This is a genomic window from Ruegeria sp. HKCCSP346 (assembly GCF_017872595.1).
Taxonomy (GTDB): Bacteria; Pseudomonadota; Alphaproteobacteria; order Rhodobacterales; family Rhodobacteraceae; genus Ruegeria.
This window is the reverse complement of the sequence record NZ_JAEDOT010000004.1, coordinates 60,862-83,667: the sequence shown is the minus strand read 5'-3', so window position 1 is coordinate 83,667 and position 22,806 is coordinate 60,862. Positions and strand designations below refer to the sequence as shown.

Annotated in this window: 22 protein-coding genes and 1 tRNA gene; 14 read left to right on the top strand and 9 right to left on the bottom strand. The window is 57.7% G+C overall.

Translation table 11 applies throughout. From position 1 onward, the window contains the following. Positions 1–47: 47 nt before the first annotated feature. The 5 genes from ttcA to rpmH form a co-directional block, all read right to left on the bottom strand. Positions 48–941, bottom strand: a complete 894-nt coding sequence (gene ttcA, locus I9185_RS13245; RefSeq protein ID WP_210093291.1) for a tRNA 2-thiocytidine(32) synthetase TtcA — start codon at positions 939–941, stop codon at positions 48–50. Between the two features lie 43 nt (positions 942–984). Continuing rightward, the gene (locus tag I9185_RS13240) at positions 985–2,601 is read right to left on the bottom strand and encodes an acyl-CoA dehydrogenase family protein (protein ID WP_210093290.1); all 1,617 of its coding nucleotides are present in this window, start codon (positions 2,599–2,601) and stop codon (positions 985–987) included. 67 nt (positions 2,602–2,668) lie between these two features. Then, positions 2,669–2,914: a membrane protein insertion efficiency factor YidD gene (yidD, locus tag I9185_RS13235; RefSeq protein ID WP_152456928.1), complete on the bottom strand. Its 246-nt coding sequence runs from the start codon at positions 2,912–2,914 to the stop codon at positions 2,669–2,671. After that, entirely contained in the window at positions 2,911–3,336 is a 426-nt protein-coding gene (gene rnpA, locus I9185_RS13230) for a ribonuclease P protein component (RefSeq protein ID WP_171634743.1), read from the bottom strand. Before rnpA ends, yidD begins: the two co-directional genes overlap by 4 nt. A gap of 25 nt (positions 3,337–3,361) precedes the next feature. Next, on the bottom strand, positions 3,362–3,496 hold the full coding sequence (rpmH, locus tag I9185_RS13225; RefSeq protein ID WP_005980833.1) for a 50S ribosomal protein L34: 135 nt from the start codon (positions 3,494–3,496) through the stop codon (positions 3,362–3,364). Between the two features lie 295 nt (positions 3,497–3,791). Here rpmH and I9185_RS13220 point away from each other — a divergent pair, with 295 nt between their 5' ends. The 4 genes from I9185_RS13220 (at position 3,792) to I9185_RS13205 (ending at position 7,487) form a co-directional block, all read left to right on the top strand. Then, entirely contained in the window at positions 3,792–4,523 is a 732-nt protein-coding gene (locus I9185_RS13220) for a TVP38/TMEM64 family protein (RefSeq protein WP_152456930.1), read from the top strand. A gap of 3 nt (positions 4,524–4,526) precedes the next feature. Continuing rightward, the gene (locus I9185_RS13215; protein WP_210093289.1) at positions 4,527–5,945 is read left to right on the top strand and encodes an FAD-dependent oxidoreductase; all 1,419 of its coding nucleotides are present in this window, start codon (positions 4,527–4,529) and stop codon (positions 5,943–5,945) included. An 18-nt stretch (positions 5,946–5,963) separates the two neighbouring features. Beyond that, on the top strand, positions 5,964–7,346 hold the full coding sequence (locus I9185_RS13210; protein WP_245223563.1) for a HAMP domain-containing sensor histidine kinase: 1,383 nt from the start codon (positions 5,964–5,966) through the stop codon (positions 7,344–7,346). Between the two features lie 64 nt (positions 7,347–7,410). Then, positions 7,411–7,487 (top strand) — tRNA-Arg (locus tag I9185_RS13205). Between the two features lie 465 nt (positions 7,488–7,952). Here the strand turns inward: I9185_RS13205 and I9185_RS13200 are convergent. Together I9185_RS13200 and I9185_RS13195 are read right to left on the bottom strand one after the other, a co-directional pair. Continuing rightward, on the bottom strand, positions 7,953–8,501 hold the full coding sequence (locus tag I9185_RS13200) for a hypothetical protein (protein WP_209834568.1): 549 nt from the start codon (positions 8,499–8,501) through the stop codon (positions 7,953–7,955). 22 nt (positions 8,502–8,523) lie between these two features. Continuing rightward, the gene (locus I9185_RS13195; protein WP_209834566.1) at positions 8,524–8,781 is read right to left on the bottom strand and encodes a GlsB/YeaQ/YmgE family stress response membrane protein; all 258 of its coding nucleotides are present in this window, start codon (positions 8,779–8,781) and stop codon (positions 8,524–8,526) included. Positions 8,782–8,876: 95 nt separating this feature from the next. Here I9185_RS13195 and I9185_RS20605 point away from each other — a divergent pair, with 95 nt between their 5' ends. From I9185_RS20605 to I9185_RS13140, 9 genes are all read left to right on the top strand, one after another. Continuing rightward, positions 8,877–9,647, top strand: coding sequence for a LytTR family DNA-binding domain-containing protein (locus I9185_RS20605; protein ID WP_209834564.1), 771 nt, complete (start codon positions 8,877–8,879; stop codon positions 9,645–9,647). 872 nt (positions 9,648–10,519) lie between these two features. Continuing rightward, the gene (locus I9185_RS13175) at positions 10,520–10,807 is read left to right on the top strand and encodes a hypothetical protein (RefSeq protein WP_210093287.1); all 288 of its coding nucleotides are present in this window, start codon (positions 10,520–10,522) and stop codon (positions 10,805–10,807) included. Positions 10,808–10,825: 18 nt separating this feature from the next. Then, a complete protein-coding gene (locus I9185_RS13170) occupies positions 10,826–12,427 on the top strand; it encodes an aldehyde dehydrogenase family protein (RefSeq protein ID WP_210093286.1) in 1,602 nt (533 codons plus the stop codon). 50 nt (positions 12,428–12,477) lie between these two features. After that, complete coding sequence (locus I9185_RS13165) at positions 12,478–13,299, top strand: SDR family oxidoreductase (RefSeq protein WP_209834556.1); 822 nt, start codon at positions 12,478–12,480, stop codon at positions 13,297–13,299. 109 nt (positions 13,300–13,408) lie between these two features. Beyond that, entirely contained in the window at positions 13,409–14,383 is a 975-nt protein-coding gene (locus tag I9185_RS13160) for an AraC family transcriptional regulator (RefSeq protein WP_210093285.1), read from the top strand. A gap of 179 nt (positions 14,384–14,562) precedes the next feature. Beyond that, a complete protein-coding gene (locus tag I9185_RS13155; RefSeq protein WP_171636972.1) occupies positions 14,563–14,775 on the top strand; it encodes a hypothetical protein in 213 nt (70 codons plus the stop codon). Between the two features lie 55 nt (positions 14,776–14,830). Continuing rightward, positions 14,831–15,727 (top strand): cyanophycinase, encoded by an 897-nt coding sequence (locus I9185_RS13150; protein ID WP_171636974.1) that lies wholly within the window; start codon positions 14,831–14,833, stop codon positions 15,725–15,727. Between the two features lie 15 nt (positions 15,728–15,742). After that, positions 15,743–18,544 carry a cyanophycin synthetase gene (gene cphA / locus I9185_RS13145; RefSeq protein WP_171636976.1) on the top strand — a complete coding sequence of 934 codons (2,802 nt, stop codon included), beginning with the start codon at positions 15,743–15,745 and terminating at the stop codon, positions 18,542–18,544. A gap of 14 nt (positions 18,545–18,558) precedes the next feature. Then, entirely contained in the window at positions 18,559–20,295 is a 1,737-nt protein-coding gene (locus tag I9185_RS13140) for a Mur ligase family protein (RefSeq protein ID WP_210093284.1), read from the top strand. 528 nt (positions 20,296–20,823) lie between these two features. Here the strand turns inward: I9185_RS13140 and I9185_RS13135 are convergent. Both I9185_RS13135 and I9185_RS13130 read right to left on the bottom strand, forming a co-directional pair. Next, on the bottom strand, positions 20,824–21,204 hold the full coding sequence (locus I9185_RS13135) for a hypothetical protein (RefSeq protein WP_171329884.1): 381 nt from the start codon (positions 21,202–21,204) through the stop codon (positions 20,824–20,826). Between the two features lie 43 nt (positions 21,205–21,247). Further along, the gene (locus I9185_RS13130; protein WP_171364712.1) at positions 21,248–21,568 is read right to left on the bottom strand and encodes a monooxygenase; all 321 of its coding nucleotides are present in this window, start codon (positions 21,566–21,568) and stop codon (positions 21,248–21,250) included. Between the two features lie 137 nt (positions 21,569–21,705). Here I9185_RS13130 and I9185_RS13125 point away from each other — a divergent pair, with 137 nt between their 5' ends. Further along, positions 21,706–22,602, top strand: a complete 897-nt coding sequence (locus I9185_RS13125) for a LysR family transcriptional regulator (RefSeq protein WP_171329880.1) — start codon at positions 21,706–21,708, stop codon at positions 22,600–22,602. Positions 22,603–22,806: the final 204 nt, after the last annotated feature.

Below are 22,806 nucleotides of genomic sequence, written 5' to 3'. Positions count from 1 at the left end.
GGGCATGAATGGTATGCCGAGCCTAGGAAACCAGTCTGAGTCAGTCGTTAACGCAGCAGCGGTATTTCTTCCAAATTTTCCGATTTTTCGTCAGAGTTTACGGAAAGATTAACAAAATCAAAGAGTTTCGCATCCAACAGGTGCGACGGGCGCGCGTTTGTTAACGCGCGGAACATAACCTGACGCCGACCCGGGCTGTTCTTTTCCCATTGATCGAGAATCTGTTTGACCTGCTGCCGTTGCAGCCCGTCCTGACTGCCGCACAAATCGCAGGGGATGATCGGATACTGCATGGCCTTGGCGAATTTCTCGCAATCGGCTTCGGCGACGTGGGCAAGCGGGCGAAAGACATAAAGATCGCCCTCTTCATTCACCAGTTTCGGTGGCATGGTGGCCAGTCGGCCTCCGTGGAAGAGGTTCATGAAAAACGTCTCGAGAATATCGTCGCGGTGGTGTCCCAGCACGACGGCGGAACAGCCTTCTTCCCGGGCAATGCGATACAGGTTGCCGCGGCGCAGTCGCGAGCACAGGGCGCAATATGTTCGGCCCTGCGGGACCTTGTCCATCACAACAGAGTATGTGTCCTGATACTCGATTCTGTGTGGCACACCCATGCGGTCCAGAAACTCGGGCAGGACCGTTGCCGGAAATCCGGGTTGTCCCTGATCCAGATTGCAAGCCAGAAGATCGACGGGCAACAATCCGCGCCATTTGAGTTCGTAGAGGACAGCCAGCAGCGTATAACTGTCCTTGCCGCCCGACAGGCAGACAAGCCAACGCGGCGGTGTGCCGTCCTTGTCATGGGCGGACGGGTCCACCATCCCGTATTGCTCGATCGCTTCGCGGGTTTGGCGCACGATGCGTTTGCGCAGTTTCTTGAACTCGGTGGTCGAGGGCGCGCCGGCAAAGAGCGGGTGGATATCGTCTGCATCATCAAACATGCGCAGCCCCTACAGCAGATGGCGCAACCGGGCAAGTGGCGGGTCAGCCAAGCCGCGCCAGCAGGGCGCCGGTATCCAACCCGGCTACTGCTCCGGGAATGCGGCCGCTGTCATCGGAAAGACGTGTGGCAACAAAGCCGTCAGCCACAGCGCTGGGCGCATGGCGCAGCAATTGCGAGGCCGTCAGCAGCAGTGCCGTACGTTCAGCGTACCAGCGCGCTTCGGCCTCGGGCGGAAGACCGGGCCAGCGGTTGCGATGCGCGGTCAGAGCTGCGTCATACCTTCCGTCCGTGCCTCTTACCGCATCCAACTCGGCCCCCAGAACCTCGGCGGCCAGCGCCTCACGCGTCAGGGTGCGCAGGATATCGAGGCAGATCACATTGCCTGACCCCTCCCAGATGCTGTTCAGGGGCGCTTCACGATAGATCAGGGGCAAGGGCGTGTCTTCGACGTACCCCATGCCGCCCAGCACTTCCATCGCTTCGACGACGACGACCGGGCAACGCTTGTTGTTCAGGAATTTGGCCAATGCGACGCCGATCCGGGCAAAGGCCTTGTCTTCGGGTGTCTGGCCGTCAAATGCCTGCGCCACACGCATTCCCAAGGTCACAGCGCCTTCCCAGTCCAGAACAAGGTCGGACAGGACCGCACGCATCAGCGGTTGATCAATCAATTGGCGCTGAAATGCGCTGCGGTGTTCCACCCAATGATGCGCTGCGCTGAGCGCGGCACGCATCAGCCCGGCCGGTGCCATGGCTGTATCAAGCCGCGTGTGGTGCACCATTTCCAGTATGGTGCGCACGCCCGCGCCTTCTTCGCCCAACTGATAGGCCAGCGCGTCATGATACTCGATTTCCGAGGATGCGTTGGATTTGTTGCCCAGCTTGTCTTTCAGGCGCATCAGGTGGATCGCATTGCGTTCGCCTTCGAGCCAGCGGGGCACCAGAAAACAGGTCAACCCGCCGGGCGCCTGCGCCAGTGTCAGGAACCCATCCGACATTGGCGCGGAACAGAACCACTTGTGCCCGCGCAAGCGCCAATGATCCCCGTCGCGTGCCGCAATGGTCGTATTGGCGCGTATGTCCGAACCGCCCTGTTTTTCGGTCATCGCCATCCCCAGCGTCGCGCTGGTCTTTTGACCGATCGGTTCCTTCGAAGGATCATAGTGGCGGGCCATGAGTTTTGGCTGCCAGAGCGAGGCAATGTGTTCATTGGCGGCCAGTGCAGGGATTGCTGCATAGGTCATGGTCATCGGGCAGCAATGCCCGGGTTCGACCTGTCCGGCCAAATAGACCATCGCCGCATGGGTCGCATGCCCTCCGGGTTGTCCATCCCAGGCCAGTGCGGCATAGCCCGCCGATTGGCTGATCTGCATCATCTGATGATAGGCCGGGTGAAACCGCACCTCGTCCAAGCGCCTGCCGCCGGGATCGAACAGCCGCAGCTCTGGCAAATGCCGGTTGGCTTCCCGACCCAGTTCCCGCGTTTCTTCGGTTCCGAGTGTTTTGCCATATGCCGCCAGCTCCAAAGCGCGCGCGCCCGCTGTCTTTGCTGCGTCTTGCAGGACCGGATCGGACAGCCAAAGATCGGTGCCGCCGCGCGTGGGCGGTTGGTTCAGGACATCGTGGGTTGGCAGGGTGTCGCGCGCTGGGGATTTCATAGGGACCTCGGGTTGTGCAGGTCCAACTGTTCAGGCGCGGCACTTGCCGGTCAAGTCTGACGAGGGGTCAGGACGAAGGGTCGTTATGCTTGTCGTCAGGTACCGGATCATATCCGTCGCCGCCCCAAGGGTGGCAACGGCAGATCCGGTGAGCGGCCAAGTAGGATCCTTTGACCGCCCCGTGTTTCTCCAGCGCCTCAAGCGCATAGGCGGAACAGGTGGGTTGGTAGCGACAGTTGAAACCGACCCATGGGCTGAAGATCAGCCGATACGCCCGAACAGGCAGGGCGACGATATGGGACAGGAAGGTCATTTTTCAGCCGCATGCACCTTGCGGAGCGCATAGCGCAGGTCGTCCAACAATGCGTCATAGGGGCGGTTGGCGGTAACTTCGGCACGGCCGATCAGAACGTAATCCCACCCGTCGCGGCCAGCTTCGGGCAACACGGCCCGCGCGGCTTCGCGCAGACGGCGCTTGGCGCGGTTGCGGGCCACGGCATTGCCCACTTTTTTCGAGCAGGTGAACCCCACGCGAATCCCGATGCCCTCGCCGAGGCCACGCTTGCGGGCCTGCACCATCATCGAAGACGTGCCTTGTCGGCGGGCACGCGCCGCTTTCAGAAAGTCGGACCGTTTCTTGAGAACGGTCAGGGGTGCAGATGCACAAACGGACGCCGCCGGGGGCTTGTTCCCGGGGTGGTTCCTACCAACCTCAGGGGCCTCCGGCGGCGTCATGTTCATAACCTGATCGGTGAGCGGTTTACGCGCTCAGCGATTTGCGGCCGCGTGCGCGGCGTGCATTCAGGATCTTGCGGCCGGCCTTAGTGGCCATGCGCGCGCGGAAACCGTGGCGGCGTTTGCGAACCAGGTTCGAAGGCTGATAGGTGCGTTTCATCGCTCCGTCTCCAATCTATGCGGTCGGGTGCGGCGCGGATTCGCCTGCCCGTGGTGTTCGAAGCCCGTCCTCTACTGCCAAGCGGGGGGTAAGTCAAACCCCAACGGCCAGGTTTTCGCAGCTTTTGCAACAATTCTGTAACCGGCAACGGCAAAAGGTTTCAAAATACCCGTTTATCGCCGAAATTCCTCACATTCGGTGCCACAAAGATCAAGGCCCCGTGATCCCCCTATTGCTGGCCCGTCAGTCAGCGCATCTTGGGCACAAGATGAAGCACAAAGAACCGGAAAATCTGATGTCCGACACAAGCCAGGCGCCGCGCAACGGTTTCGCACGCCACATTCCGCTGCTTGTAATCCTGAGCGTAGCCGTTGTCGGCTTTTTCACGCTTGGGGATTACCTGACTTTCGAGACCTTGCGGGACAATCGCGAGGCGCTTCTGGCGTGGCGGGACGGTCACTATTGGATCATGGCAGCCGCTTTTGTCGCCATATACATCGTCATAGTGGCCTTTTCACTGCCCGGTGCCGCGGTGGCTTCGATGACGGGCGGTTTTCTTTTCGGTCTTTTTGCGGGAACTGTTTTCAATGTCGTGTCCGCCACCATCGGTGCGTCGGCGATCTTTCTGGCGGCGCGCTGGGGCTTGGGCGAAGCCCTGACGTCGCGCCTGGAATCATCAGAAGGCACGGTCAGAAAACTGAAGGACGGTCTGCGGGAAAACGAAATCTCGGTGTTGTTTCTGCTGCGTCTGGTGCCGGTGGTGCCGTTCTTTGTTGCCAATCTCGTGCCGGCTTTGGTCGGTGTGAAGTTCCGCAATTTTCTTTTGACGACCGCGCTGGGCATCATTCCCGGAGGTATCGTGTACACTTGGATCGGGGTCGGTTTGGGCGGTGTATTCGACCGTGGGGAAACGCCTGATGTTTCGTTGCTGTGGGAACCGTTCGTGATCGGGCCGATTATCGGGTTGTGTATATTGGCCGCCTTGCCCATCGTTTTCAAAGCACTGCGCGCGAAAAGAGGCACCTGAACCATGAAAGAGTTGAAAACCGACCTCCTGGTCATTGGCGCCGGGTCCGGAGGATTGTCCGTCGCCGCGGGTGCCAGCCAGATGGGCGCGGATGTTGTCCTGCTGGAAGGGCACAAGATGGGTGGGGATTGCCTGAATTTCGGCTGTGTCCCGTCGAAGGCGCTGATCGCAAGCGGCAAAGCGGCCCATGCTCAGGCGCATTCCGTTCGTTTTGGCATCGCTGATACAATCCCTCAGGTCGATTACGCCGCAGTAAAGGATCATGTTCATGATGTGATCGCGCAGATCGAACCGATGGACAGCCAGCAGCGGTTCGAAGGCTTCGGCGTGAAGGTCATTCGCGAATATGGCACGTTCATATCCCCTGAAAAGGTGCAGGCCGGGGATCATGTCATCTGTGCACGTCGCATCGTCATCGCGACCGGTTCATCACCGCTGGTGCCGCCGATTCCGGGGTTGGACACGGTGCCCTATTATACGAACGAAACCATCTTTGACTTGAGAGAGCGGCCAGATCACCTGCTGATCATCGGGGGCGGCCCGATCGGGATGGAGATGGCGCAGGCCCATATACGCCTCGGCAGCAAGGTGACGGTCGTCGAAGGGTTCAAAGCCTTGGGCAAAGACGATCCCGAGGCTGCCTCCGTGGTGCTGGATACCCTGCGCAGTGAAGGCGTGGACATCCGGGAAAACGCCATGATCGCTCAGGTGCACGGAACAGAGGGCGCTGTGGAGGTCGTTGCCGAAAACGGTGAAATTCACCGGGGCTCTCATCTTTTGATCGCTGCCGGTCGCAAAGCCAATATCGAGCGTCTGAACCTGGAAGCAGCCGGAATTGAACGCACAAAAACCGGCATCAGAACGGATGACGCGTTGCGCACGGCCAATCGCTGCGTCTATTCGATCGGAGATGTAACGGGTGGCCTGCAATTCACCCATGTTGCAGGGTATCATGCAGGTGTCATCATTCGTTCGGCCCTGTTCGGTCTGCCGTCCAAGGCGAAAACGGCACATATCCCTTGGGCCACCTATACGGATCCAGAGCTGGCCCAGGTCGGACTGACCGAAGCTCAGGCCCGCGAGGCGCATGGAGAAAAGCTCGAAATCGCCCGCTTTGACTATCTCCACAATGACCGGGCGACTGCCGAGCGCAAAACCAAAGGCTTCGTCAAGGTCATGGTCGTGAAAGGCCGACCCGTCGGCGCCACAATCGTCGGGCATCAGGCGGGTGAGTTGATCAACTTGTGGTCGTTGGCTTTGGCCAATAACCTGAAGATGGGGCAGATCGCCGCCATGGTTTCACCCTATCCGACGATCGGAGAGCTTAACAAACGTGTGGCGGGTGCTTATTTCTCGCCAAGGCTGTTTGAGAATCAGACAGTTAAACGAGTGGTCAGATTCGTCCAGCGCTGGATTCCCTGACCTGAGGAGGGGCGCAAATTGAACTCGCTGTCGGGCCGATTTCTGATCCTGACGACGGTCTTCGTCATGTTGGCCGAGGTTCTGATCTTTGTGCCGTCGATCGCCCGGTTCCGCGAGGACTTTCTGCTGAACAGGCTCGAACGCGCGCAGATCGCCTCGCTGGCTTTGCTGGCGGACGACATGCTGGCCGAAGATCTTGAGGCAGAACTGCTGGAAAACGCAGGCGTCTACAATGTCGTATTGCGACGGGATGAGGTTCGGCAACTGATGCTGTCGTCGCCGATTCCCGATCCAATCGCCGACACGTTCGATTTGCGGGATGCAAGCCCCTGGATTCTGATCCGGGATGCGATTAGCCGCTTTCTCAAACCCGAAAACGAAGTCATCCGGGTCATCGGAGAACCGGTCAAGGGGGCGGGCCTTCTGATCGAAGTCACCATGGATAGCATGCCGTTGCGAACGGCGATGATTGACTACGGGTTGCGTATTCTCGGTTTGTCCTTTGTGATCTCCATCATCACAGCGTTTTTTCTGTTTCTCGCCGTGCGAGTCGTACTTGTGCGGCCCATCAAAAGCGTCGTCGGCTACATGCAACGCTATGCCAGTGCGCCAGAGGACGCGCGTGGCATAATCTCGCCGAACTCGAAGGTGACGGAGTTGCGAGAGGCCGAGGAGGCACTGAAGATGCTGCAAACGGACCTGACCCAGGCGCTCAAACAGCGGGAAAGGCTGGCGCAGCTTGGGGGGGCCGTCGCCAAAGTCAGCCATGACCTGCGCAATATCCTGACGTCGGCGCAGCTGTTTACCGACCGGATCGAGGCCAGCGATGATCCGCTGGTGCGGCGGATGGCGCCGAAACTGGTGAATTCCATCACCCGGGCCGTGTCCCTTTGTGAAAGCACATTGGCCTTTGGCCGCGCGGAAGAACCCGCGCCCACTCTGACTATGGTTCCGATCCGCGCAATCGCGGCGGATGTCGCGGCCAGCGAACAACTCGCCGTCGCCGATGCCTGCGTCGAAATCGTGAACGAAGTGCCGGACGCGCTTGTGGCCCGCGCCGACCCCGAACAATTGTACCGCGTCATCATGAACCTCGTGCGCAACGCAAGACAGGCTCTGGTTACCTCGGGAAAACCTGGCCGGATTACGATTGCGGGGTGTGAATACGACGATGCTTGGTGCATCGAAATCCGCGACACGGGGCCGGGTCTTCCCCCCAAGGCGCGCGAAAACCTGTTTACACCTTTTCAGGGTGGGGTCCGAAAGGGTGGCTCGGGTCTGGGGCTGGCAATCTCGCAGGAGCTGGTGCGCGGCCATGGCGGGGACCTGGTTTTGAAAGAGACCGGACCCGAGGGAACAGTCTTTGAAATCAGCCTTCCGCGCGGGGATATGACTTTTTGATTTTTTTTTGAAGAATCGGCTTGCACGTCTCGGGCAGCAGGTCTAAACACCGCCTCACCAACGCGGACCGATAGCTCAGCTGGATAGAGTACTTGACTACGAATCAAGGGGTCGGGGGTTCGAATCCTCCTCGGTCCGCCACTTTTCTGCTGTTGAACGTCACACGAACCTGACCCAACCGTCACAGTTGGACCAGAAACAAGGTGGACGTTCGACACTGGAAGGCACCCCAAAAAATTCTCCTATTGGAAACGAAAACAGTGCTTGAGCTGCTGATCAGTTGCTGGAGCTAGAAATTAGTTCCAACTTCTTGGGTGTTGGTTAGCTGTTACTCGCGGCCCTAAGCCGACCTTGAGCACGGTCTTAGAATGCTGCAGACGCAGCCCGCTTTGCGGTCATTCGCTGCGCACGCGAACTCTGGGCTTCGTTTAACTCGCGGTTTGCAGATATTGCGGTCATCCAACAGCCAAGTCAGATGCTGCGGTCGCAACCCGCTTTGAGGTCATTCGCCGTGATAGCGAAATCCAAAGGTAGCCAGACTCACAGTCTGCGGGACATTTGAGACTTTCGCTGCAACTGCGCCCACGACTGCATTGGGTAGACCCTTTATTGTCGCGGCGGCACGATTCCACGCGTGATCCCGATGTTCATGAGAACCTTTGGGCCAACAACAGTGATTATGCCCCCGACGATCATCGGAACCCACCGAAACCATGGCGAAAGCTCTTGCCAGTTCGCAAAAGCAAACCACCCAAAGATCACCATCCACATGGCAGAGAACAGAATGTTCGATTTGATGAACGCGGGATGCGTTGCAAAATCTCCGACGTCGGCAGCAGACAACTCGGCTGTCCACGGCTTGCGCTGAACAACACTGATCAAGGCACCACCTGCAAGGAATGCGAACACAATCGCCAGCCCATTGATTTCCTTCAGATCAGGCACCAGCAGCAAGATGACGAGGACTGTGAACACGCCCAGAACTTGAGCCGCCATGAACGCTGGCGGGATCGTCGCCCCGTAGCGCATTGCGCAAGCAACCACACCAATCACGACGCCAAGTACCGCGCCGAGCAACGGATAACCGAAAGGTGCGAGAATGGTGAAAACGAGAAACGGCAGCAAAAATACATGTGCGACGATGTAGGCTTTCATCTTGGCTCCAAAGACTGAAATGCTATGTGCGGTTGTTGCGGATGAACTGAAACACAAGAATGATCCCGGCGGCGCCAAGCATCGCTGTCACAAACTGGCCGATGAACCCACCAAGATGGACACCAAACGCGGATTGAAGAAGCGCGTTCATGCCGACCGCTCCCAGGATACCCAGAACCACGTTTCCTGCGACACTGTGTGTGGTGTTTGTGATGCGGCTGGCAAGCAGTCCCGCCACACCGCCGATCAAGATCATCAAGACCCAGTTGATGCCGTCCATCGTTGCGCTCCGTTGAATTTTCGCTGGTTTTCGCGAACAACTGCTACATCCGGTCGCTGATCAACACCGGATGCGTCAAATGCAGGGATTTCTTCGTGAACTACACCTTTCTCAGAAGAACAGTTTGGGAGCTCAAGATCTGGAAGTGGCGAGAGCAATGCCTCGCGTACCTGATTGCGGTTGCCGTTCTTACGACGCTTGGCCCATTTGGGACATTCTCGCTGCAAACCCCTGACCGCATCTTGTATTGGAGCCTCGCACTCGCCGTTGGCTGGGTGGCAATAATTGCGTCCATGACACTGGTTCTGCGACATCCCGATCTGGATGACTGGCCCGGTGCGGCAAGGGCGGCACTGGCCGTCGCCATTGCAACAGCTCCGATCGCGTGGGGTGTGCAAGCGGTTGAAGAGTGGCTTCGTCCCGAGCGTGACCCAATCCCGATTGTTCACTTTGCCCTGAATATTGTCGTGGTTTGCGGTCTGATCGTGACCACGATGTATTTCCGAATAAATCAGCGTATCGGCAAAATGCCGCAAACCGACCGGTCGCCAGCACCTTTTCTGGATCGGCTGCCGTTTGAACTGGGTAAGGAGTTAGTCTCGTTTTCGATGCAGGATCACTACGTCGAAGTGACCACGACAAAAGGCACGACGATGATCTTGATGTCGCTTGGTGACGCGATGGAAGAAGCCGGCAGCTATGGCGGGGTGCGCATACACCGCTCACACTGGATCGCAACGGACGCCTACCGTGGCCTTGTCAGGCGCAAGGGCAAACTCTTTGCAAAGCTCATGGATGGGCGAGAACTCCCTGTCAGCAGAACATATGCATCGACTGTGCGCGGACTTGAGGTCTCCAAGGGCTGACGATCGCCGCAACCGCAAGAACTGCATGAGATTGGGCGCGCAGTTCTCGGGACGAAGGAGACTTCCACCAAGGGGCACCATAGCATCCCGCAAGGTAGACTTTATGCCAGGACCAGAAACGAACTCCCGAGCGCAAGACACAGAGGTGAGTAAAGCACCACATCCAGCGCGCGGAAGGGCTGTTCAGAGGTAAGCCGTGCCCAAAATGGCAAATAGCCGAACAAACCCCGTAAAAGAAACACCGTCGCTGCCATAACGCCAAGGACCGTCAGTATCTGACTTTGAGCCGCAGGACCCTCCCCATTCAAAGCAATCGCTAGCCATGCCGCAAGTAGCAAAGCGATTGCAACGGGAAGGCAAGCGACAGTAGGTGGCATGGTCGAGACTTTCGGGAACCCCGTGACTGCCCGCGCGAGGGCTTTCTCGTTCCTGATCGGCCACCAAATCCGTGCACCCCATAGGACATGCAAGAGCGCAAGAGCGCCAAGAACAACTGCAGTTGAAGTGGAAAGCAGTGTCACTTATCCGAGCCGTTCCGAGACGTCCTTTTTTCGCAGCATTTGCAGCAGGCGTCAGGGCGGCAACAGAGTGCGTTGAGATGGTATACAAGTCGTCTCATGGTTTCCGTATTCGCTTTATAGATGACGTTTCTTCCAACACGGCGCGACGTAACCAACCCCGCCTGAGCAAGTGTTTGAAGCTGTACCGATGCGGTCGTCGCATTGATGGCAAGTGCTTGCGCTAGACCGCCAGCGATCTCACCGCGCTCACCACGGTTTAGGAGTTCTTGCATAAGCGACAAACGCCCATCATGGGCAATTGCAGAAAGAACCTGAGTAATATTATTTTTCATCATTTCATGAAATCATGAAATGATGAAGAAATCAATTCCAGTATCGTTTTCTGCAAGTCGCCATTTGCTGTGGGCGTTTCGGCATTATTGGGGAGAGCACCTGCCTCGTGGGAAATTCAGGCACATCCTGAAGATGTGTCTTATTGAAACTGAAGATCATCCCAGCGGCTTCGAATTACTGCAAGGTAGAGTGGCGCGTTATGTCAATCGATTGGCGCGTCCGGCGAATGATGTGCACCTCCCAAGCGTCTATCTCACTGGTATCCCGACCATCGCGGTCCAGGCCAAGGTCGGGATCGACAGATAGATACCGGGAGAAGCTCTCATGAAAGCCAAAGACGCCATAGACCAACTTGATCCGCAGAAATGGGCGGACACGCCGCCTGCAGAGCGCCTTCATCTGCTCGAGCAAGTGCGCGAGAACATGAAGCGCTACGGCAATGATCTCGCCGCCGCCGATAGCAAGATGAAGAACGATATTCTTGGAGTGGCGCTCTACTCCGACCCGGTGTCGAAGGTCGGCACGGTTGTGCCCATGGCCAACACCGTGACAGCGGCCATCGACCTCTATGAGGCGATAGTCGAAGGCAAGATGCTTCAGCCGATCAAGGTCGAGAAGGTCGGGGATGATCTCTATGACATCTACGTCTTCCCGCAAGCCCGGAAAGACAAGTTGATGTATGCAGACCGCAAGGATCGCATCCGGGTCAAAGGGGAACCGAAGCAGGTCAACCCGATGGACAAGCCTGCAGGCATCATCGCTGTGTTGGGAGCAGGCAACTACTCGTCCTCACTTGAGATGATGAAGGCGATGTTCTTTGAAAACTGCGCCGTCGTGCACAAGCCGCATCACCTGAATGAAGAAACCGACGCGGTCTGGGCCAAGATCATGCAGCCTCTGATTGATCATGGGGTGCTGAGTTTTTGCGCCTCGGATCAAGGCCGTGATCTGACGGTCGATCCACGGTTGTCGAAGATCTATTTCACAGGCGGAACCGGCACCGCACAAGCGATCATGTCCGCCACCGACACGCCGCTCATCTCCGAATGCGGTGGCAACAATCCCTGCATCATCGTGCCTGGCGACCGACCCTGGACCGATAAGGAGATCGAACATCAGGCGGTGCAGATCGCGACTATGTCAAAGCTGAACGGCGGCGCGGTTTGCGGACGTATCCAGACACTCGTGACATCGAAACACTGGCCACAACGGCAAGCATTTCTCGATGCCTTGGCAAGGGCGTTGGAGGATCAGACACCGGCGACGGGTATCTACTACCCCGGTTCGGACAAGGTGATCGAGGGATTTCGCGACGCCTACCCAGACGCCAAAGTACTTAGGCCCGAGGGCGGAAAGCACCCCAACAGCGAAGTGATACTGATCACAGGTGTTGAGCCGGGTGGGTACGCCTGCACGCATGAAGCCTTCACGCTAGTCATCGACGAGGTGCCGCTCGACGTGCTCGCCAACGCGGCGGATTTCCTGCCGAAGGCTGTTGAGTTCTGCAACAATGAGCTGCTCGGCACCCTCGGCAGTGCGATCATCATCGACGATGACACGGCGAAAGCGCATCGCGCGGTCCTCGATCAGGCCGTCACCGACATGGAGTATGGCGGCATCGCCATCAACACCATGCCGCCCTTCATCTTCCTCAGCCCCTATCTGACCTGGGGTGGCAACGAAGAGGGCAAAGAGTTCGTCTCGGGCGTCGGGAACTTCGGTAACTTGCTGAACTACGAGAACGTCGAGAAGTCGATCATCGAGGCGAACTTCATGTCAGCAGGTCACATGATGAACACCAACCGCAAGGCGTTCGACAACATGGCTGAGAACATGTCGCGTTTCGCTGTTGAGCCGACCTGGGGCAATCTCGCCTGTCTCGTCGGCGACGGCATCGTCGACAGTTTCCGCAAGAAAGACTTCTGAAGATTACTGGCTGACGGATTGTTGGCACGAACAAGACTAGGAGAGATCCCATGAGCAATGAAACCATCCTCATCACCGGCTGCAGCAGCGGCATCGGACGTCTGACCGCCCAGTACTTCCAGGAGCGCGGCTGGAACGTGATCGCCACAGTGCGCTCGAAACCTGACGCCGATGCGGAGCTAAACGCGCTCGAAAACGTTCTGGTAACGGCACTCGATGTGACCAAGAAAGACACCATTGATGCCTCCATTGCCGCTGGGATCGAGCGGTTCGGCAAGATCGACGTTATTCTCAACAACGCGGGCTACGGCTCCTACGGTCTCCTGGAAGCCACGCCAGAGCACAAAATGCGGATGCAATACGACGTGAACGTCATCGGCACGATGCTGGTGATGCAGTCGATAATCCCACACTTCCGGGAGCGCGGCGCGGGCACGATCATCAACATCTCGTCCATGGGCGGAAAAATTACCTTCCCGCTTGGGACACTCTACCATGGGTCAAAGTTTGCCGTCGAAGGCATGACCGAAGCCCTGTCCTTCGAGTTGTCCGCCATCGGCGTGAGGGTGAAGCTGGTAGAGCCGGGCATGATGCGCACGAACTTTGGCGGTTCATCCTTCGACATGAACCTTGATCCGGCGCTGACCGAATACGCCGACTTTGTAGCCGGTGTTACCACTGCGATGGCCGAAGGCGGCGACGGGGCTGGCGATCCGATCCAGGTAGCCGAGACGATCTGGCAAGCGGCGACGGATGGAACGGATCAGCTGCGCTATGTCTCGGGCCAGGACGCCGAACAGATCATCGCGGCACGCAAGGCCATGGACGACCCAGAATACCTGGCACTGATCCGTAGCCAGATGGGCATGTAGCACCAAGCATATGGGCGGCCTGCGCAATGCGGGCCGCTTTTCCCAGCTGTCACCCCAAAGAACGTAGAGTTATGGTCCATCCATGCCTGTGCAAAGACCAGAAACATTCGTGCTCAACCCCGGCTGGCGCATTCTATTTGCCGAGATGGGCCTGCCGGTTGCCGACACGCTCAGGGCAGCCGGACTTTCCCCGAAACTCTTTGATGAACTGCCCGTCATGTTAGACGCGGAAAATTACTTCCGGTTTTGGGACGCGATGGAGGCATATAGTGGAAACAAGGATGTCCCGCTGGCGCTTGCCAACGCGCTTGATGTCGAAGTGTTTTCGCCTCCACTCTACGCGGCAGTGTGTTCTCACAACCTGCGGCAGGCGACGCATCGCGTCGCAAAGTTCAAGGCTTTGACCGGGCCGATCACGATAGATGTCGATGATGGAGCGTCCAGATTGAAGCTGACGTGGAATTGGCCGCCGCACCTTCAGCCGCCCTATCCGCTTTTGATGAGTGAAGTGTTGTTCTGGGTGTTTCTCGCCCGGAAATGCACGCGCATGGCCATCAATCCGCTCGAAATCTCGACACCAGTGTTGCCGCAATCCACCCCCGCATATCTCGACTATATTGGCGCTCCGATTAGGCGGGACGAGGCCGTGTCGATCACTTTTGCCAATCGTGATGCAGAGCATCCATTCATCAGCGGAAACGATGCAATTTGGAGCGCGTTTGAACCTGCGCTTAAGGACCAACTGTCCGAACTTCAAAACAGCGCGTCGGTCTCGGAACGGGTCCGCGTCGCCCTTCACCGCGCCATTCCCGCCGACCAGGCCAGTGCCGAGCATGTCGCAAGCGCGCTCTCGATGACCGCGCGCACCTTGCAACGTCGACTTCAACAGGAAGGGACCAGTTTCAAAGCGCTCGTCAATTCCACAAGATCCGAGCTAGCCAAGACCTATCTTCGGAACACAGAGCTCCCGCTCTCCGAAATCTCATTCCTCCTTGGCTATGCCGACCCCAGCTCGTTCAATCGTGCATTCAGGGAATGGACACGAACCACCCCTGAAAGATACCGAAGAACGAACGAACCTTGATTTGATTGGCCGCAAGATCACTCGGCATCGGCGTCCACAATCGATTTCCCGGGTCGGCCCGTTCCTGCCGTTAGCGAACGGGTCAAGATGCTGCGGTCGCAGCCCGCGTAGCCGCCATTCGCCGCGACCGCAATATCCCGGAGTAGATCGAATTCACGGAACGAGGACAGACCCGCCTTTTGCCTACGCGGCTGTCCGACGCGTTGGCCCCGTTCACCTCTAATGTGGCCGATCTGCTGAAACTGCGCCGCAATGGGCGTCTGAAGGTGGGAATGGACGCGGAGCCGGTGGTTCTTGACGAAAACCTTACCGTGCGGCATGTGATGGCCTGGGGGGAATGGCATGTCGGCGGTGGCCAGATAGCCCAGCGGGGCATGTATGAACAGATGTAAGCGCCCGCGCGGCCCCCGGTGGCTGCCCGCTTCAGCACCGGAAGGTAGTTAAGATATGTGCCCTGCACCCGTTGATGCAGAAACCCCGCGCGGGTTCATCATTCCAGTTGGCGGCGGCGAAGACCGCGTCAAGGAAATGCAGATCCACCGCAAGTTTGTCGAGATGTCGGGCGGCGCGGACGCCGATATCGTGGTGATCCCGACCGCCTCGATGTTGGAGGAGACAGGGCCGGATTATCACCGCATCTTCTCCGAGCTTGGCTCAGGGCAAGTCGAGTTTCTGCCGATCTCGCGCCGGGCCGATTGCGACAATCCCGACTATGTCGAGATTCTGGACCGCGCAACCGGCATATTCATGACCGGCGGCAACCAGTTGCGCCTGTCGGCGATTCTGGGAGGCACGCTGGTTGCACAGAAAATCCGCCGTCGCAACGCGGCGGGCGTGCCGGTTGCCGGAACCTCGGCCGGGGCCTCGATCATGTCCGAGCATATGATTGCCGGTGGCAGCAGCAATTCCGCCCCGGCAGAAGGCAATATAACGCTGGCCCCGGGCATGGGCTTGACCAACGCCGTCGTCATAGATCAGCACTTTACTCAGCGTAACCGGCTCGGGCGTCTGCTAACGGCTTCATCTTTCAACCCTTTTTTGATTGGATTGGGCATTGATGAAGACACGGCGGCCTTCATCGGGCCCGACAACGTTCTGGAAGTGGTTGGCAGCGGAACAGTCACGGTGGTGGACGCCAGCCACCTGACCCATTCGTCCATGTGGGACGCGCGCGCGGGTGAGGCGCTGAGCCTTCTGGGACTTCGCCTTGACGTTCTGGGCGAAGGGTGCCGTTATGATCTGACGGCTCGCCAGGCTTTTCCGCCGGATGAGCATCTGGCGTTCTGCACATTGCCGGACCTGTCCGAGGATGAGGCCGCCAGCGGGGGGGAAACAAAAAGCTAACAAACGGGGAGCCTCATGAAAATAATCTCGACCAATGTCTTTGTCGGCCCGAATGTCTGGGCAAGTTTTCCGGTCATCCGCCATGTCATCGATCTGGGTATTCTGGAAGATTGGCCCTCGGCAAAAATTGGTTCAGAGTTCATCGACGCTCTGGTTGAGGCACTTCCCGGTCTTGCGGAACATGGCTGTTCCTACCGCGAACCCGGTGGTTTCATCCGCCGCCTGCGTGAGGATGAAGGCACTTGGTTGGGTCATGTACTGGAACATTGCTCCATCGAAGTGCAGAATGTGGCGGGCACCGATGTGACCTTTGGCCGGACCCGTGGCACGGGCGAGCCGGGCAAGTACAACATGGTCTATGAATACCGCCAGCGCGATGTCGGTCTGGACGCGGGCAAGCTGGCATTGCGGTTGCTGATGCACCTGCTGCCGCAATCCCTCAAGGATCAGGTGGATTATGATTTCGACCCTGATTTCAACTGGGATGACGAATTGCGGAGCTTCGTCCTGCGGGCGCAGCGTAAGGAATTCGGCCCTTCGACCGGCTCGCTTGTCAAGGCAGCGCAGGAGCGGGATATCCCTTGGATCAGGCTGAACTCGGGCTCGCTGGTGCAATTCGGACACGGCAAGTATCAGAAACGCATTCAGGCGACCATCACATCCGAGACCAAACATATCTCGGTCGAGATTTCCTGCGACAAGGAAGACACTCATAACCTGCTGAACGATCTGGGCCTTCCGGTGCCGCAGCAGCGCATGGTCTATTCAGCGCGCGAGGCAGTGCGCGCCGCCGGACGGATCGGACATCCGGTGGTTGTCAAACCGCTGGACGCCAATCACGGGCGCGGGGTTTCAATCAATCTGAACTCGGACGCTGAAGTTGAGGCAGGTTTTGCTGAGGCCAAGGAACATTCGCGCAGCCGCGCCATTCTTGTGGAAAGCTTCATCACCGGGTTCGATCACCGGATGCTGGTGGTGAACAACAAGCTGGTCGCGGTGGCCAAGCGGGTGCCAGGCCATGTGGTCGGCGACGGCAAGCACACGATTGCGGAATTGGTCCACATCGTGAACGAAGACCCGCGCCGGGGCATTGGGCATGAAAAAGTACTGACCATGCTGGAGATTGACAATCAGGCCAAACGTTTGATGGAAAACGCGGGCGTAACCGAAGAGACGGTGCTGCCGGATGGCGAAGTTTTCTATTTGCGTTCCACGGCAAACCTGTCGACGGGCGGTACAGCCATTGACCTGACCGATGTGGTGCATCCAGACAACCGCGACATGGCCGAACGTGCCATCATGGCGGTGGGGCTGGACGTGGGCGGCGTCGATTTCCTGATTGATGACATCACCAAGTCCTACAAGGATATCGGTGGCGCGATTGTCGAGGTGAACGCCGCCCCCGGTTTCCGGATGCATGTCGCCCCGTCCGAAGGTCAGCCGCGCGACGTAGCGGGCAAAGTGATCGACATGCTGTTCCCGGCTAATGAACAGACCCGCATCCCGATTGCGGCAGTCACCGGCACCAACGGCAAGACCACGACCTCGCGGATGCTGGGCCATATCATGAAAACCAGCGGCAAGACCGTTGGCATGACCTCCACTGACGGTGTCTATGTAGACGGTAAGTTGAGCGTCAAGGGCGACATGACGGGACCCAAATCTGCTCAAATCGTCCTGCGTGATCCGGCGGTCGATTTCGCCGTGATGGAAACCGCGCGCGGCGGGCTGGTGCGGTCGGGCCTGGGCTATCAGCGCTCGGATGTGGCGGCCTGCCTGAACGTCTCGGCGGATCATCTGGGTCTTGGCGGCATCAATACCGTCGAGGAACTGGCCGTGGTCAAACGCGTCGTGGTTGAAAGCGCCACCAATACGGCGGTGCTGAATGCCGATGACATCAACTGTCTGAAAATGGCCGATTACGCAGAAGCGGGTCAGATTTTCTATGTAACGACAAACCCGGGTCACAGTCTGGTCAAGGAACATATCAAGGCGGGCGGTAGGGCCATCGTGCTGGAAAAAGGCATGAATGGCGACATGCTGACCATCTATGACAACGGGCTTCATATCCCGGTTCTGTGGTCGCATCTGATCCCCGCCACGCTTGAGGGCAAGGCGATCTTCAATGTGCAGAACGCGATGTTCGCTGCTGCGATGGCATATAGTTTCGGTGTGGATCTGGACAATATCCGCCACGGGCTGCGGACCTTTGACACCAGCTATTTCCAGGCACCGGGACGGATGAATGTCTATGACGAACATCCCTTCAAGGTGATCCTGGACTATGGCCACAACCCTGCTGCGCTCAAGGCGATGGCAGCGTTGGCCGACCAGCTTGAGATCACGGGGCGAAGACTGTGTGTGGTTGCCATGCCCGGCGACAGGCGCGATGAGGATATCATCGACGGTGCCGCCGCGCTGGCCGGACATTTTGACCAATTCATCTGCAAGGCCGACGACCGCCGCCGGGGCCGTGGCCATGACGAGGTGCCCCAGATGATGCGAAAGGCCCTGATCGACAACGGGGTAGACGCCGCTGCGATCACAATCATCCCTGATGAGGTCGAGGCGGTGACGGCCGGGTTGGATCAGGCCGCGCCGGGCGATCTGCTGGTGATCTTCGGCGACGACACCACGCGGTGCTGGAAGCAGATTATATATTTTAACTCCGACGGCGAAGCCCCCGAAGTCGAAGCTGTACCCAAGGCTCGACCTGTCGACACCTCGATTGAGGATATGTTCGAAAGCGACCAGAACCTGATCCGGGACGCGCGCGGCGTGCGTCTGGCCCGCGACATCAGCGAAGACGCGGACTGATCGGGGGCATCGCAATGGATCGGATCGAACAGCTTGAAACCGCGCTGACCATCGAAAGCGCGACCGCCGATCATATCCGGGTGGATGATGCCAGACGCCTGACCGGGCCCGGCCTACTGTGGAACAAGCCCGGCGCGGTGATGGATGTGTTCTTCAACGGGATCGACGCCGCGCAGGTCACGACATTGTGGGAAACTCATGCGCGCCGGGTGATGGATGCGCTTGGCTGGCAGGATCAGAGCGTGACCCACCGTACCTTCACCGGCGGCGTCAATCTGGCCATCTCGGCCCCGATGGATCAGCTTTATTCCGCGATCTTCGCGGCGCAGACTGCCTGGCACTTCTGCGCCGCCGAGCTGTTGGCCGCACCCTCCGGCGACTTTGATCAGATGGTGGGTGATGTCAAAGGTGTCATGGCCAGCGAAGCCAACCCCGCCCTGATCGCCCTGATCGAGGCGGCCGAGGCGCATGGCGTGGATATCCTGTGCGACGATGATGAGATCTCGATCGGGCACGGCACCGGCAGTCAGGTCTGGTCGGTCGATGCGCTGCCCGCCCCCGATGATGTGGACTGGTCCGGCCTTCACAACATCCCCGTTGCCTTCATCACCGGAACCAACGGCAAGACCACGACAACCCGGCTGCTCGAAGCGATTGCACGCGCCTCGGGCAAAGTGGCGGGGCTGACCTCGACCGAATTTGTGCGGGTGGGTGACGATATTCTGGACCGCGGCGATTATTCCGGCCCCGGGGGCGGGCGGATGCTGCTGCGCGACAAACGGCTCGAGGTTGCCTGCCTCGAAGTGGCCCGGGGCGGGATCCTGCGCCGGGGCCTGCCGACCCGCGCGGCGACGGCGGCGGCAGTGACCAATGTGGCGAATGATCATCTGGGGCAATATGGAGTCAACACCGTGCCAGAACTGGCGCAGGCAAAGTTCGCCGTCCACCGGACCTTGGCGGAGGGTGGCGTGCTGGCGCTGAACGCCGATGATGCGTATGTCCGCGCCGAGGCAGAAAACACGTCGGCGAACATCTGGTGGTTTTCTCTGGATGCACAGAATGATCTGATCCGTCAGGCGCGGGAAACCGGCACTTGCTGTGCATATGTTCAACACGGGAAAATTGTCTTTTTCGACGGCACGACCGAGCAAATGGTGATCCCCGTCGCCGACGTTCCCCTGACAATGGGCGGGGCCGCAAAGTACAACATCCAGAACGCGCTGGCGGCCCTGTGCCTTGCTCTGGCACTGGGTCTGCCGCAACAGGCGTTGCGCGACGGGCTGGCCGGGTTCAAGCCAGACGCCAAAGATAACCCAGGACGTTGCAACGAGTTTCGGCATAACGGAGCCCAGGTTTTCGTGGATTTTGCCCACAATCCGCATTCAATTTCGGCAGTTTGCGATGCGTTGTCGAGCTTGCCGGCAAAACGGCGTTTCATCATGCTTAGCCATGCAGGGGATCGATCAGATCAAGATATCTGTGACGTAACAGCGACAGCCCTGAACTTCCGACCTGATGTGGTCGTCGCAACGGAGTTGGATGGGTACTTAAGAGGTCGCGAATTAGGAGAAATTTCTGATCTGATCGAACGAACAGCTTTGGAACATGGGTATGAAGCGAAACAAATACTCAGAGCTACGTCGCCCTCACAGGCCGCTTCAGTGATACTTGAGAGGGTGGAGCCGGGTGATATTGCCTTGCTGCTAGTGCTATCCGATCGCGACGCCGTTCTCGCGATGCTCGATGGTTAAAAACGAGGCCGGCTACCGAATTCACTGAGTTACAGCCAACACGAGGCAATACCAAAAAACCCTGTGCAGGTATCCAATTGGGCTTCAGACACTGATTGAAAGGTGGATTTCTAGTTCATCGGTAATGATTAGCTGAGAAAATAGCCTGGGTTTCTCCCTGGCAAAATCACGTACACGGGCCCACCTTGTTTACAACACCAGATCTATAGCGGCCCGTTCCGGACATTGAGCACAAGTCCTGATCGCTGCAGTGCGGCCCGTCAGACCCGACTTTCGCTGCGAGAGCACGATCCAGGTTGGATCAAGCGACCGCAGAGCGGACGAAGCGGACTTTTGATGTGATCGCTCCAAAGACAGCTATGCGCCCAATACAGACATTACATTCTCACATGCAGGAAAGGTAGCGAACCTTAATTGCGGGGGCAAACACGTGGCTTTGTTGAAAGCTCCGCTCTAGATCTTAACATAAATCCACTTCTTATTGGCAGAAAGCTCGGAGCGGAAAGCTCCGAGCCGCGTTCCCTACCATCAGGACTGACTAAGTTTCTTGAGTTGCAGGAAGCTCATCACCGCAAGAAACGCAAAGAATGCGGGATCCGACCAACCAAAGCCAGTGAAGATACCTGTCAGCGCCGCATATAGCGTTACGACAAAACCAAGTGCGTTGGTTGCCATCAGCCCGGTCAGCAGCTTCCGGGCGGTTGCACCGTCGGTCACATCCCTAAGAAGAAAGCCAATAATGGCAATCCCTCCAAGAAAAATGCTGTTGTGCTGCGACAGGAACCAGGCGTAGCGGTCATTCAGCTCCAATCCGTAGTTTGGCCACAGAAAACCAGGCAGAAAAAACAGCGCAAAGGCAAACAACGCATAGATTGTGCTGTGAAGGGTCAGGAATGTTCGATTGCTCATTTGAAAGCTCCTTGTATGTGCGCAAGTTTAAGAGGGATCCTGATCAGACTACCTCGCGCAAGGGGGCGTTGGTGATTGAGCTGAGGTCTTCCATGATATCAAACACATGGTCCGACGTTACGGTGACACCGATTGCCGCCAGACGCTTCACGTGCATCGCCTTGTAGGTTTCCAGGGCGGCGAGATCCCGGAACAAATAGGTCGAACCGAAATCACCACTGCTTTCATCAACGGTCCAGATTTTCCAGATCACACCAGCTTCCTGCGCAATGCTTTCAGCCAACCGCTTAGTGCCCTCGGCAAATTCTTCGGTCATGGGGCCGTCATATGTCATGTGTAGGTCCCAGATTTTCATCGTGCTCATCAGCTTTGTCCTTTTGACTTTCTCGCTCCGGTTTTGCGTGTGGCGAAGCGTGTGGTTTCCATTGCCAAGCAAGATAGTCAGGGATATTTGTTAGATAAACAGCCATTTTTAGATCGCTATGTAAGGAATATCTAACAATGAGGCGAAATGAGTTGAACGACGTGTCGATATTCGTGGCGGTTGCTCAAGAGAACGGTTTCCGCGCGGCGGCTGAAAAACTGAAACTTGGAGCGGGTTCGGTAAGTGAAGCTGTCCAGAGGTTCGAAGATCGCCTTGGCGTGCGCCTGATCGAAAGATCGACCCGGGCCATCGCCCTGACCAAAGCGGGCGAACTTCTTTTTCGCCGTAGCCTGCCAGCAATCAATGATCTGGAAACAGCACTGAAAAGTATTCACGACCTAAACGAAGATCTGTCGGGCACGCTTCGGCTAACGGCCCCGACCGCCGCGGGCCAATTGTTTCTGGATGCCCTAATCACAGGATTTGCAAAAGAACATCCGGCGGTGGCGATTGAACTAATTTATGACGAAACAAAAGTCGATCTCGTAACCAGCGGGGTTGATGCTGCTATCCGTGCTGAGACCCTGCTTGATCCTGATACATATGCCATCGCAATTGGCCCTACACTGAAGATGACGATTGTCGCGTCCCCCGAATATCTAGCCAATTGCCCGCCCCTAGAGAAACCGGCCGATGTGGCGGCACATAGCGGGGTCTGTTTTGCTATTACAGGTGCTGACAAGCTGGCCCCGTGGGTATTTGCAGGCACAGACGGCCCCTATTCGGTCATGCCGCGTCCCAAGATCGTCACCAACGACGTGACCTCCATCCTTGAAGGCGCAAAGGCGGGGCTTGGGCTGGCCTATATCTTTGCAAGCTCTGTCGAGAGCTTGCTGGAAGACGGCAGGTTGGTTCAGGTTCTGGAAGGCCAGACCGCTGATTTGCCCCGGTTCTCCCTGAACTATCTATCCAAGCGCAATATGCCGCCCCGTGTCAGAGCTTTCGTTGATTATGCGAAACGGTGCAATCCTTAAACAAAATCGCTAATCTCTGCACTATCAAACAAGTTCCGTTTCTTGGAGCCGAATTGAAGCTTGGTGGAGCATCATCAAGGGTCCAGTACGGGCCGATTCACGGAGCTTTGCAAAGCCCGATTTCTGCCCAAAACAGTCATTGGAACATCGTGCAGTATCCGGAAAAATGGGCTCGTTCCAGACCTCAAATTCGGCGCAGCATCC